This window comes from Nocardia sp. JMUB6875, from assembly GCF_041154655.1.
Classification (GTDB): domain Bacteria; phylum Actinomycetota; class Actinomycetes; order Mycobacteriales; family Mycobacteriaceae; genus Nocardia.
The window spans coordinates 1-12,824 of record NZ_BAAFGR010000095.1 but is presented as its reverse complement, the minus strand read 5'-3'; the positions used below and the strand labels follow the sequence as shown (position 1 = coordinate 12,824).

Genomic DNA, 12,824 nt, shown 5'->3' with positions numbered 1-12,824 from the left:
GAGTCCGAGGGATTGACGGCGGGAATTCGGGGACGGCTCGAACTCTTTCTTTCGTTCGCGCGGCCGCGCACCTGCCTGCCGGGAATGCTGGCTTTCTGCCTGGCTTGTAAGCTGCTCGGCCTGTCGATCGACCTCGATGTCCTGATCGGCTTCGCGGTCACCTTCCTGTACAGCGCGGTGGCCAACCTGTTCAACGGCTACTCCGATGTCGCGGAAGACAATCAGAACCTCCCGGCCCGCCTGTACCTGCTCGGCCTCTACGGCCGGCGACGGCTGCTGCGGAGCGCCTACGCCGTCTGCCTGCTCATGCTGGCGCTGGCGGCGCTGGTGAGCCCCGTCTTCCTCGGGCTGACGGCGATCTGCGTCGTGATCGCGCACCAGTACTCCCTGCCACCGTTCCGCGTGAAGGAGCGGCCGGTGTCCTCGCTGGCCCTGTTCGCCCTGGATGTCGCCCTGCCGTTCCTGATGGCGCCCGCCGTGACGGAGCATGGACCGGCGGTGCTGGGAAACTGGCCCTTCCTGTCGATGGCCGCGTACCTGTTCGTCTGGTTCGCCGCCAAGGGCCTGGTGAAGAACCTGCCCGACTACCACGGCGATCGAGACGCCGGATTGACGACCTCGGCAACGCTGAGCCCGACCCGGCGGCATGCGGCCATCGTGGCCGCGGCCGGGACGATCGCGGTCTACCTGGGCCCGGTATTCCTGGTCGCCGGAGGCCAATTCGCGGCGAAGTACCTGCTGACCCTGGTGTGGTTCCCGATCGTCTGCGTCCAGTGCGCGCGGATGATCCTGCGCGATGACAGCCAATCGGCGAACAACATGCTGCGCTTCGACATGGTGGTTTCGACGGGATACCTCTCGACCTGGATTCTGCTGGTGGACCCGTCGGTTTCCTCGATCGGCATCGTCCTGGGTTCGCTGGTCGTCATTTTCCTGATGGACGCGCTGAAGCTCGATACTCGCCGAAAGAAGGATGTCGTCTGATGTGGGATGAGTATCGCTCGAACGAGGACAGTGATTATTCGGCTGTCGCCCTTGATCTTTCGAACAATGCGTTACCTTTTGCTCCATTGCCGAGCGTCCGCAAGGCGATCGAGGCGGAAGTCGATCGTGCGGCCGACTATCCCTCGGCCGCCTACGGATCGCTGCGGCGGGCCATCGCCGATTTCGTGGGCTTCAGCCCCGACCATGTCATCGTCGGGCCGGGCAGCGTCGGCGTGCTCGGATACATCATGCGACGGGTCGCCGGAAACGGCGGCCGAGTCGTCTTCGCGGTACCGGCATTCGACGCCTACGAGCGAGTCGTGGTCGACGCGGGCGGAACGGCCGTTCCGGTGCCGGGCACGGAAAGCCGCTGGCAGCCGGTCGAATCGATGACGGCGGCAGCCGGTGACGACGCGGCCGCGATCCTGATCTGCTCCCCGCACAACCCGACGGGCGAGCGCGTGGGTCTCGACGAGATCGAAAGGCTCCTGCGCTGGGTGCCGCGGCATACGGTCGTCGTGGTGGACGAGGCCTACATCGACTTCGATCACACGGCCGACCCGACGGAGATATTCCGGCTGATCCGCACACACGCGAATCTCGTTGTGCTGCGGACCTTCTCGAAGGCCTACGGCCTGGCGGGCCTGCGCGTGGGCTACGCGGTCGGCGATGCGGGCTTGATCGGCGCCTGCCGAACCGTCGCCATGCCCTTCGGCGTGAACCGGCTGGCCGTCGCCGCGGCCATCGCCGCGCTGGAGGTGGGCGACGAGCTCGCCGCCCAGGTCGATTCGGTCATCCGCTGCCGTTCGCTGTTCAGCGCCGCGGCGCGCGTCCACGGCCTGACCGTCGCCGAATCGGGCGGGAACTTCCTCTGGGTGCCGATGCGGCACCCGGCCCCGCTGGTCGATCGCTTCTCCCGCGCCGGAATCGCGGTCCGCGAATATCCGGACATCGGCGTCCGAATCACCGTGCCCGCACCCGAACACCTGGATCACGTTGTCGAAGTCCTCGCGGACGGATACAGCCGAATGGAGGCAAGCGCATGCCACAGATGAATCCGCACCTGGGCGCCGACCTGATGGGCCGGCCGCGGTTCGCGGACGCACTCGTGGATCGATTGGTCCGAAACGAGGTGCGCTACCTCTTCGGTATGCCCGCGGAATCGGTGAACTGCCTGGTCGACGCCGTCGGGCGGCGGGACGAGATCGGACTGATCGCGGTCCGTCACGAGAGCGCGGCCTCCTGGATGGCGGTCGGTTACGCCCGCGGATCCGGCACCGTCGGAGTGTGTTTCGGCACGGCCGGGCCCGGCGCCACGCATTTGCTGCCCGGCGTGTACGACGGCTTGTACGACCGGGTGCCCGTGCTGGCGATTTCGGGTCAGGTGCACGTGGGCGATGTCGGGGCGCAATCGTTCCAGGAAATCGATTCGTCGCGGCTGTTCCGCGACGGCACCTGGCGGTCGGCGGACATCATGTCGACCGATCAGGTCGGCGTCTTCGACCAGATCCTGCTCGCGATTCGGCTGGAGCAGACCTCGGCGCATGTCGCCATTCCGTCGGACCTGCTGATCGCACCGGTCGACGAGCGGGAGCAGCCGAGCCCGTATCGAGTGGACCGGCGCAGCGCCACCAAGGTCGACAAGCGACGCGTCGAAGACCTGGCCGACTACCTGTGCGGCCACCCGACGACGATCGTCCTGGGTTCCGGCGGTGGGGAATCCGTCGATCGCGCCCGCGCGCTCGCGCAGGCGCTGGGCGTCGAGTTGTGCGCCCTGCCCGAGTCCGGGATCCCGGAATCGCTGGTCACTCCCGTGGAGGGCGAGCGCACCTCGGCCGAGGACAGCGTGCTGCTGATCGGCCGCCCAACGGTCGGGGTGCGGCGGTACTTCCCCGCCGCGAAGATCCTGATCGAGGTCACCGATCTCGCCACGTCCGGCTTCGATACCGGAAGTCAGCGGATCGGCATCGCGGGCGATATTCCGGTGATCCTGGACGCGCTGACCGCCGCGGTGGCCAGCCGTGGCGACGCGGCGGAACTCGTGCCGGAAGCCCCGGCCGTCCAGGAGCCGACCGGTGGCTGGGCTGTGCTGGCGCAACGGCTTTCGGGCACCTCGGTCGCCGTCGACCCCGGGCCGATCCAGCGGCTCACCCGCACCTTCCTGAGCGCGCACGCGGACATCCACAGCGCGTGGAATCTGGAGGCCGAGGGCTCGGCGCTGCCGATGGCGATCGGTCTGGCGCTGGCGGCGAACGATCGTGCCTACGCGCTCACCGAGCTCGCGTCCCTGGACCAGTACATATCGGAGTTGTCCACCGCCGCGCGGTACACGGTCCCCGTGACGGTGATCTGCCGTGCGGAATCGGGCGCTACGATCCGAGAACTGGCCCGGGCCTTCGGAATCCGGGTGTTCTGGGCGGCGGATCCGAGCGAGCTCGAGTCGGCGCTGGAAGCGGCCGTGCAGGCGGAGGGTCCGTCGGTGATCCTGACCTCGGCGCTGGAATCGGCAGCGGCACAACCCGATACGGCGCCCCGCGCCGAGGTCGTCGAGTTCGCGGGCGAGCTGCTCGGCGCGATCGCGGGCCGGGGGATCGACTCGGTGTACCTGTCCGGCGTCAGTGCCGAGCGGCTCGGCCTGATCGGCGCCCCGCGCACCGACCTCGACGTGCGGGTCGTCGCCGATACCCAGGCCGCCGCCATGCGGGCCACCGCGGCGTTCAAGGCGGCCGGGACCACCGCGTGCGCCGTGGTGACCTCTCCCGCAGAGCTTCTCGCGCAGCTGAACGGCCTCTACGACGCCTCGTTCGACAGCGCGTCGGTGCTGCTGATCTCCTTGGAGATCGACCGCTGGTTCCTGAATCCGGTGGAGGTGCTGGGGGAGATCTCGGCGATCTCGGTGGTGCTCGACGGCACCGCGCGGGATTCGACGCGGCTGCGCGACGCGCTGCTCACCGTCGCGGGCCGGGGCAAGGGTGTGACGCACATCCACGTCTCCGGCGCCGCCCTGCGCGCCGGAAACACCGCGGCGCTCGCGGACACCGCGGGCGCACTGGACATCCCGGACTCGCTGATCGGACTGCCCGGCGCCACGATGGCCGCGCGAGACGAGATCGCCAGGGCCGCGGCGCTTCTCGATTCGGCGGACGGCGTCTCGATCATCGTCGGCCGCGGCGCGGCGGGCGCACGACGCGAACTCCTCGAATTGTCTTCCCGCACCGGAGCTCCGCTCTACTGCACGATGGGCGCGCTGGCCGCGAACGTGGTGGGCGAGCACTGCGCCGGTCTGGTCGGCACGTCCGGTCACGACGAGGCGATGCAGAACATCCGGCAGAGCCGAGTGGTGGTCCTGGTGGGCGTGTCCTGGCGCGGGTCCGCCTTCGAGCTCGCCGGGGACGGCCCGGTGATCTCCGTCAATGCGGACGCGCTGACCTTTCTGCGTCTTCCGCCGGAATCGATCGGCCTGCTCGGCGACGCGCGCGAGGTGCTCGAGGCGCTCATCGGATCGTCGAAAGCACCTGTCGCCGTGAGCGATGCCGCCCGCCCCGCCACCCCGCAGCGCAAGGGTCCGCGCGAGTCCGCGCGGCCCTTGCTGGCGGTGACGGCCGCACAGATCATCGATCACGAGCTCGCGCGGGCCGAGCGGACATCGACCCTCAGCGTCGATGTCGGCATCAATACGCTGTGGGCGTACCGTTACGTGCGCTCGGCCTCCCGATACCTGTGGACCGCCTCGTTTGCCACCATGGGATTCGCGGTGCCGGCCGCGGTGGATGTCGCGGTGCGCAATCCGGCCGACATCTCGGTGGCGATCGTCGGCGACGGCGGGATCGGCATCACCCTCGCCGAGCTCCGCAATGCCGCACAGGCCGAATCCACCACGGTGATCGTCGTTTTCAACAACGGCGCGCTCGCGGCCATCAAGTTCGAGAGCTGGATCATGGGCTGGCCCGACACCTCCTCCGAATTCGCGCCCTGTGATTTCGCGAGCTTCGCGCGGCATTGCGGGATGACCGCGGTGACGGCGCGGACCTCCGAGGAATTCGGGACCGCGTTCCGCGCCGCGCTGCGCACCGACGGTCCGACGCTCATCGATGCGCGCATTCCCGCGGTCGAGGCCCCCGCGCTGGCCGGGCGCATCCACGTGCGCCAGGTGGTCGGACTGGTGTCGGGCTGGATTCGCGACGGTAAGCCCGCGCGTGCGGGCGCGTGGTCGATGGTGAAGGCGGTCGCCGCCGACGCCGCCGGTCAAGCTCTGCGCCGAGTGGGGCGAAACGAATGAAGTGTCAAGGCAAAACGAAGCGTCAAGGCAATGGGAGAGGAGGGATCTGAATGGTCGGGACACGTGCTGCCACACCCCAGTCGATGTTCACGAAGATCGCGCCGCGGTATGACCTGGTCAATTCGGTGATGACATTGGGCGGCGACAAGCGGCTGCGCCGCGAGGCGGTGCGCATGCTGCGGCTCCAGGCCGAGGCCGAGGTGCTCGACATCGCCTCGGGGACAGCCGAGATCGCGTCCGCGCTGGCCGCCGAGTATCGCTTTCCGATCTCCTACCGCGCGGTCGATCTCAATGCGGAGATGCTGGCGGTCGCCGAGGGCAAACTGGAGCGGCTGGGGCGCGAGCACCCGCGCAGCCGGTGGAGCCAGATGCGCGGTAGCGCACAGGATCTGGCCTTCGACTCCTCGACCTTCGACGCCGCGGTCATGTGCTTCGCACTCGACGATATGGACGACCCGGCGGTCGCGCTCGCGGAAGCCGTGCGGGTGCTGCGCGCGGGCGGACGCTTCCTGCTCATTGAACTCGCGCTGCCCGACAGCGGGCTGCTGCTCGGGATCATGAAGTTGCGCCTGCTCATAACCCGCAGGGTCGCAGGACTTTTCGGCTTGGATCCCGTCGCCCACATGACCGAGGAAGTGGAGTCGGACCGCGGCGCGGAATACAGCATCACCCGTTGTGAGAGCGCCGGACTGACGTTGGAGTCGCAAGCGCGCTACCACGGCGGCCTGGTCCGTGCCTACGTCTTCCGCAAGTAGAAGGATTCCCCATGGCCAATCAATGCCCGCATGCCGAGGCGCCACCGAAGGTGCACTCCGTCACCAGCATCACCAGCCGTCGCTTCTCGAACGGACATCTGCCGGGCCCGCCGGGCCACCGCATCATGGGCTCGTACCCCGAGTTCTCGAAGGATCGCAACAAGTTCCTGCGCGAGGCGGTCCGAAAATACGGCGACGTCGTCCGGATCAAGCTCCCGCTGCGCGACCTGGTCGTGCTGGGCAATCCGGAGGACGTGCACAAGGCGATGGACGACACGTCCGGCGCCTACAGCAAGTTCGGGAATTACCATCCGGCGCTGGCCAAGCGGCAGAACGGGCTCTCGTTCATCGAGGGTGAGCTGTTCCGGGAACGTCGCCGGATCGTCAGCCCGCTGGTCACGCGCGACGGCCTGAAGAACACCTTCCAGGCCAATGTCGACGCCTACCTGCAGACCCTGGACGCGAACATCGCCGCGGCGACCGACGCCCACGGCATCACTGACCTGCAAGAGGTGATCTTCCAGACCCTCCTGCGCGGTGTGCTCGCACAGACCTATACCGACCCCTTCACTCCCAAGGAGATGAAGGAACTGCACGAGGGCATGGCGACCTTCACCAAATTCCTGGGATCGACGCTGAAGATCGCCGATCCGCCGAATCTGGTGCGCCCGTGGGGTCCGTACAAGATTCGGCCGTGGACGGTGTTCTCCGCGGCGATGATCGTCAAGAATCGCGTTGTCGAGCGGCAGAACTCACCGGCGCTGGGCACCTACGGGGATGTCCTGGACGGCATGATCCTCGGGTACAAGAAGCTGAAGACCCCCATGACATTCTGGGACCTCTGCTTCGACGTGGCGACCATGACCAGCGCGTCGTACGGCACCACTGCCGGCGCCATCACCCAGACGGTGGTGCGCACCCTGCTCGACGCGGAGGCGACCGATCGCCTGGTGGAGGAGTGCGGCACGGTCGACTTGTCGCAGGCGACCATCGAATCGGTGCGCACCCTGCGCTGGACGAAGGCCTGTTTCGAGGAATCGATCCGGATGCAGGGGTTTCCGCTCCTGCTGCGCTTCACCGCCGCCGGTGCGAACTTCCAGGGGCTCGATATCGCGCCGAACACGATGCTGGGAGCGCCCATCTCGACGATCCACCGCGATCCGCGCTGGTGGACCGATCCCGACACCTTCGACCCGAATCGGTTCTACGACCACAGCAAACGGGTGGATCAACCCCGCCTGCTGCACTTCCTGGCATGGGGCGCGGGCCCGCACCGATGCACCGGCGCCCAGCTGGGATACCTGATCGCGACCTACCTGGTCGCCCTGATCCTGAGCCGATACCAGGTCGAGATTCCGCCGAACTTCACGATCCGTGAGGACACCGGGCTGGCGCCGACCTTCAAGGGCGGGTTCCGCGTTCGACTGACGCGGCGCTGAAAGCCTTCAGCCCCAAAGCATCTGAGAGAGGATTTGATTACATTGGCAGAGCGGTACGATATTGCGGCGCCCATCTACGACCGGACCGCGTGGGTGCTGTCCCTCGGCGGGATCGACAAGCTGCACCCGGCGCTGGTCGCCGGACTGGACCTGTCCGGCAAAACGGTGGCCGATCTCGGATGCGGTACCGGGCTTGCCTTTCCGGCCTTGGTCGAGGCGATCGGTCCCTCGGGCCGGGTGATCGGGTTGGACAACAACGCGGCCATTCTCGCCAAGGCGGAGAAGCGCGTGGTCGCCAACGGGTGGAACAACGTGAAGCTCGTCGTCGACGACATCGCGACCACGCCGCTGCTCAAAGACGTCGACGTGGTCTTCAGTTGCATTGCCATGAGCTGTGTTCCGGACCCGTCGGAGAAGCTGGCGGAACTGCTCTCGAACCTGAAGCCGGGCACCGGGGTGCGCATCATCGACGCGCTGCCGCGCACGTCGGGCCGCGGCTACCAGGCCATCAACGGGTACAACTTCTTGAAGTCCTTCATCGTGGGATCGCACTACAAGAAGCTCGAGCCGTTCGAGCGGGTATTCCGTGAGCAGCTCGGCGACGTGGTCGTCGACAGCGTGCACGGCGGAATGTACACGCGGCTGACCGGCGTCAAACGTGCCTAGTGGCAGTGAGCTGACCCTCGATCGCGGAACCAAGAAGTTCGGCGGCAATCTCGTGCTCGACGACGTCGGCCTCGCGGTCGATCGCGGTGAGTTCCTGGCCGTGCTGGGCCCGAGCGGCAGCGGAAAGTCGACGCTGCTGCGGGTTTTGGCGGGCCTGGAAAGTTTGACCTCGGGCACGGTGAGCTGGAGCGCGGACGGCGCCCGTCCGCGCACTGGGGTGGTGTTTCAGCAATCGCTGCTGCTGCCCTGGCTCACCGTGACCGAGAACATCTCGCTGGCCCGGCGATTCACCGCGCACCGGCACGAGTTCGACGGCGACTACCCGATGACCCTGCTGCGGCGATTCGGCATGGACGGCCTGGCCGGCCGCTACCCGAGCGAGTTGTCGGGCGGCCAGGCGCAGCGGGTCGCCGTCTTGCGGGCGGCCGCGACCCGGCCCCGGCTGCTGCTGCTCGACGAACCGTTCAGCGCCTTGGATCCGGCCACCCGAATCGACCTGCGGCAGTGGCTGTCCGAGCTCGTCGCCGAGCTCACGGCGACGGTCGTGCTCATCACCCACGACGTGGACGAGGCGATCGCGCTGGCGGATCGGATCGTGCTGCTCGATCGCGGCCGGATCCGCCGGGAATGGCGCGACGTCCGTACCGGCGGCGAGACAGCGTCGTTGCGCGACGACATTCTCGGGCAGTACCACCCGGACGAGGTCGCGGCGCCGTGACCGATATCTCGAGACGGTCCCTGCTGGCCGGTGCGACCGGATTGACCATGGCCGCCGGGCTTTTCGGCGCGGCGGACCTGGCCCGCATCGCGGCCACCACCGGGCGTAGGGAGGACGCGCTGCGCATCGGCTACCTGCCGATCACCGACGCGGCGCCGCTGCTGATCGCGCACTCGGCACGGCTCTACGGCGCCGGGGTGAGCGGCGGCAAGCCCGTATTGTTCCGCAGCTGGGCCGGTTTGGCGGAGGCGTTCGTCTCCCGCCAGATCGATGTGGCACACCTGCTGATGCCGATGGCCCTGCAACTGCGGCGGGTGCTGGGCGCCGGGGTGCGGGTGCTGGGCTGGAATCACACCAACGGCTCGGCGCTCACCGTCGCCCCGGACATCACGGACCTGGGGCAGCTGGCAGGCAGCCAGGTCGCCATCCCGTTCTGGTGGTCGATCCACAACATCGTGCTCCAGCAGCTGCTGCGGGCGCATGACCTCACCCCGGTGGTGCGGCGTAGCGCGTCGCGATCGCGGCGCACCGTCGAACTCATCGTCATGAGTCCCTCGGATATGGTTCCCGCCCTGGCGAATCGGTCGATCGCGGGATACGTGGTGGCCGACCCGTTCAACGCCATCGCGCAGATCAAGAAGATCGGGCGGATCCACACCTTCCTCGGCGACGTGTGGCGTGAGCACGCGTGCTGCGTGCTGGTCACCCGGGACGACGTGATCGCGCGGCAGCCGGGCGCGGTGCAGATGGTCACCGACGCCGTGGTTTCCGCGCAACTGCGGATCGGCGCCGACCGCGCCGCCGCGGCCGGTGCGCTGACCTCCGGCAGCTATCTGCCCCAGCCACTGCCCGCGGTGCGCACCGCGCTCACCTACCCCACGCCGCCCTATCAGCTGCGGCATCCTGAATGGTCACCGCAACTGGTGGGGTTCCAGCCTTACCCCTACCCGAGTTTCACCCGCAAGCTCGTCGAGGCCATGCACGACACGGTCGTCGACGGCGACCGCGGATTTCTGGACGACCTGGATCCGGCCACGGCGCACGCCGGGCTGGTGGATGACACCTTCGTGCTGAATTCGATTGCCGCGCATGGTGGAACACCGGCCTTGGGACTGCCCGCCGACCTCGTGAGAACGGAACAGGTGCAACTGCTGTGACTTCGACCTTCGTGCCCTCGGGTCCGGCCGCGCGCGCCGCGACCCGCTCGGCCGTGGCAAGGATCTGGCCCGCCGTGGCGGCCGTCATCGTCACGGTCTTCCTCTGGTGGCTGGCGACAACCGTGCTGGCGCAAGAGCATTCGCTGCTGCGCCAGACCGCGCCGCAACGCGTGCTGCCGGCGATCGCCGAGCTCTATCACCGCGGCGTGCTGGTGTCCGATGCGGCGATCAGCCTGTGGCGCTTGCTCATCGGGCTCGCGGTCGCGACCGTGATCGGCGTGCCGATGGGCCTGCTGATCGGCCTGAACACCCGCATCGAAGCCGCGGCGACGCCCGTGGTGCAGTTCCTGCGCATGATCTCGCCGTTGTCGTGGACTCCGATCGCGGTGGCGCTGTTCGGGATCGGCAACCAGCCGGTCTATTTCCTGGTCGCCGCGGCGGCGGTCTGGCCCGTCCTGTTGAACACCGTGTCCGGGGTGCACGCCATCGACCGCGGCTTCCTGGACGTGGCGCGCTCCTTTCACGCGACCCGGCTCGAGCAACTGCGGGTCGTGATCATCCCGGCCGTCCGCGACCACGTCCGGACCGGTCTGCGCCTGGGCCTGGGCACCGCCTGGATCGTGCTGGTGCCCGCGGAGATGCTCGGAGTGCGGTCGGGGCTGGGCTATCAGATCCTCAATGCCCGAGATCAGCTGGCCTACAACCAGGTGGTGGCCATCATCCTCGTCATCGGTGTGCTCGGCTCGGCGGTCGACCTGCTGGCGAGCCGGCTGACCGGGCGGACACACCACCATCGCGTAGTCCCATGAGAGTGAGCAGTCGCATGAGAAGTGAAGGGTGAGTTCATGTCCGAAGTACGCGCGGCCTCCGATCGCCGTTGGTGGGCGCTGCTGGTCTTGTCGATCGCGCAATTGCTGGTCGTGCTGGACGCGACGATCGTGACGATCTCGCTGCCCTACGCCCAAGCCGACCTCGGCATCCGCGAAGCCGACAAGCAATGGGTGTTCACCGCCTACACACTGATGTTCGGCGGCCTGCTGCTGCTGGGCGGGCGCCTGGCCGACTATGTCGGGCGGCGGCGGATCTTCCTCATCGGCCTGGCCGGATTCGCGGTGGCCTCGGCGCTGGCCGGGGCAGCGGTGAGCCCCGGCATGCTGTTCGCGGGCCGGGCTCTCCAGGGTCTGTTCGCGGCCTTGCTCGCGCCCGCGGCATTGTCGCTGGTGTCGGTGACCTTCACCGCGGCGCAGGAGCGGGCGCGCGCTTTCGCCGTCTTCGGTGGCGTGTCCGGCGCGGGGTTCGCGGTCGGGCTCATCGGCGGCGGCGCGCTGACGCAGTACGCGTCCTGGCGGTGGTGTCTGCTGGTGAACATACCGATCGCCCTCGCCACCGCGGCGGCGGCCGTGCTGGTCGTGGTCCGGGATGTGCCCGCGCGGCGGGTGGGCGGCTACGACCTGCCCGGCGTGGTGCTGGTGACCGCGGGCCTGGCGAGTGTCGTCTACGGCTTCAACCGCGCGGCGCAGGTCGGTTGGGGTGCGGCGAGCACCGTCGGGCTGCTGGTGGCCGGGGTCGCGCTGCTGCTGGCCTTCGTCACCGTCGAGGCTCGGGTCGCCAATCCGCTGCTGCCGCTGCGCATTCCGGGCGAGTCCAATCGGGCGGGGGCATTCCTGGTCGCCCTGCTGGTTCCGGTCGCGATGTACGCGGTCTTCCTGTTCCTCAGCTACTACTTCCAGCAGACCCTTGGCTACTCACCCTTGAAGGCCGGAGTCGCCTTCCTGCCCTTCCCCTTCGGCATCGTGATCTCCGCGGGCATCGCCAGCAAGCTGCTGCCCCAGGTGGGCCCGCGCGTGCTGATGCTGGCCGGAGCCCAGCTGGGCGCGGCCGGTCTGATCTACCTGGCCCAACTGCACGTCGGCTATTCCTATTGGGCGGCGGTGTTTCCGGCCGAGATCGTGATCGCGCTCGGCATGGCCCAGATCTTCGTGGCCATGCAGGCCACCGCCCTCTACGCCATCGACGACAGCGACGCCGGCGTGGCCAGCGGCCTGCTGAACGCGGTCCAGCAGATCGGCGCCTCGATCGGCACCGCCCTGCTCACCACCATCGCGGTCCAGGTCTCGACCCGCTACGCCCAGCATCACCCGCCCACGCCGGACCTTCCCGCGCACGCCGCGGTCCACAGCTACGACGTCGGATTCTATTGGGGCGCGGGATTCTTCGCGGTCGCCGCGATCGTCGTCGCGCTCACCGTCCGCGTGCGGCGACTGGACCCGGTCATCGATCCGGCCAGGGCCGCGACCCTACCGGCGTAGGTGGCGGGACAGGTCGCCCGCCAAGGTGATGTCGACCTGTCGTGCGGCGAATCGCCAACGGCCGTCGGGGCATTCGAAGGTGTCGTGGTAGCGGCCCGCGGCGATGGGCTGCAGCGGGAGGTCCGGAAGCGCCTGGAACACGGTGAAGTAGGAGCGCGCCGTCGCGGCGCGCTCCTCGCCGTCGAATTCGATGGCGGTGTTGGTGGTGACATGGTGGGTGCGCGGAGTTCCGTCCTCGTACCGGATCACCATGTGCCCCAGCAGCTTCTCGATGGCCGCGCTGCCCTCGACCGATCCGCCGGAACTGCCGAACGTGCCGTGCGCGAACAGTGCGCCGACACCGGCGAAGTCCCCGGAGTCGACCAGCTCCGCGTACTTCGCGATCAGGTTCGTGATGGCGAGGGAATCGGCGGCTGAGCTCATGGCAGGTGAGCATAGGGGAGTGCTCAGGTGGGCGGGCGCAGGGCGGCGAATTCGGCGGTGACGCGGATGCCGGAATCGGTGAAGCGGTAGAGGG

Annotated in this window: 11 protein-coding genes; 10 read left to right on the top strand and 1 reads right to left on the bottom strand. The window is 68.3% G+C overall.

Annotated elements, in window-relative coordinates:
* The first annotated feature begins 84 nt into the window (after window positions 1–84).
* The 10 genes from ACAM49_RS23520 (at window position 85) to ACAM49_RS23475 (ending at window position 12,307) form a co-directional block, all read left to right on the top strand.
* A complete protein-coding gene (locus ACAM49_RS23520) occupies window positions 85–984 on the top strand; it encodes a UbiA family prenyltransferase (RefSeq protein ID WP_369637719.1) in 900 nt (299 codons plus the stop codon).
* Window positions 984–2,039 (top strand): histidinol-phosphate transaminase, encoded by a 1,056-nt coding sequence (locus ACAM49_RS23515; RefSeq protein ID WP_369637718.1) that lies wholly within the window; start codon window positions 984–986, stop codon window positions 2,037–2,039. Before ACAM49_RS23520 ends, ACAM49_RS23515 begins: the two co-directional genes overlap by 1 nt.
* Window positions 2,027–5,263, top strand: a complete 3,237-nt coding sequence (locus ACAM49_RS23510; protein ID WP_369637717.1) for a thiamine pyrophosphate-dependent enzyme — start codon at window positions 2,027–2,029, stop codon at window positions 5,261–5,263. Before ACAM49_RS23515 ends, ACAM49_RS23510 begins: the two co-directional genes overlap by 13 nt.
* 83 nt (window positions 5,264–5,346) lie before the next feature.
* Window positions 5,347–6,018 (top strand): class I SAM-dependent methyltransferase, encoded by a 672-nt coding sequence (locus ACAM49_RS23505; protein WP_369637716.1) that lies wholly within the window; start codon window positions 5,347–5,349, stop codon window positions 6,016–6,018.
* Between the two features lie 11 nt (window positions 6,019–6,029).
* Window positions 6,030–7,457 (top strand): cytochrome P450, encoded by a 1,428-nt coding sequence (locus tag ACAM49_RS23500; RefSeq protein ID WP_369637715.1) that lies wholly within the window; start codon window positions 6,030–6,032, stop codon window positions 7,455–7,457.
* A gap of 42 nt (window positions 7,458–7,499) precedes the next feature.
* Window positions 7,500–8,123 (top strand): class I SAM-dependent methyltransferase, encoded by a 624-nt coding sequence (locus tag ACAM49_RS23495; protein WP_369637714.1) that lies wholly within the window; start codon window positions 7,500–7,502, stop codon window positions 8,121–8,123.
* Between the two features lie 52 nt (window positions 8,124–8,175).
* Window positions 8,176–8,841 (top strand): ABC transporter ATP-binding protein, encoded by a 666-nt coding sequence (locus ACAM49_RS23490; RefSeq protein ID WP_369637735.1) that lies wholly within the window; start codon window positions 8,176–8,178, stop codon window positions 8,839–8,841.
* Between the two features lie 47 nt (window positions 8,842–8,888).
* Window positions 8,889–9,998, top strand: a complete 1,110-nt coding sequence (locus ACAM49_RS23485) for an ABC transporter substrate-binding protein (protein ID WP_369637734.1) — start codon at window positions 8,889–8,891, stop codon at window positions 9,996–9,998.
* On the top strand, window positions 9,995–10,807 hold the full coding sequence (locus tag ACAM49_RS23480; RefSeq protein ID WP_369637713.1) for an ABC transporter permease: 813 nt from the start codon (window positions 9,995–9,997) through the stop codon (window positions 10,805–10,807). The genes ACAM49_RS23485 and ACAM49_RS23480 overlap by 4 nt, the downstream gene beginning before the upstream one ends.
* A gap of 36 nt (window positions 10,808–10,843) precedes the next feature.
* A complete protein-coding gene (locus ACAM49_RS23475; protein ID WP_369637712.1) occupies window positions 10,844–12,307 on the top strand; it encodes an MFS transporter in 1,464 nt (487 codons plus the stop codon).
* Here the strand turns inward: ACAM49_RS23475 and ACAM49_RS23470 are convergent.
* Window positions 12,296–12,730: a nuclear transport factor 2 family protein gene (locus ACAM49_RS23470; protein WP_369637711.1), complete on the bottom strand. Its 435-nt coding sequence runs from the start codon at window positions 12,728–12,730 to the stop codon at window positions 12,296–12,298. The genes ACAM49_RS23475 and ACAM49_RS23470 overlap by 12 nt on opposite strands.
* Window positions 12,731–12,824: the final 94 nt, after the last annotated feature.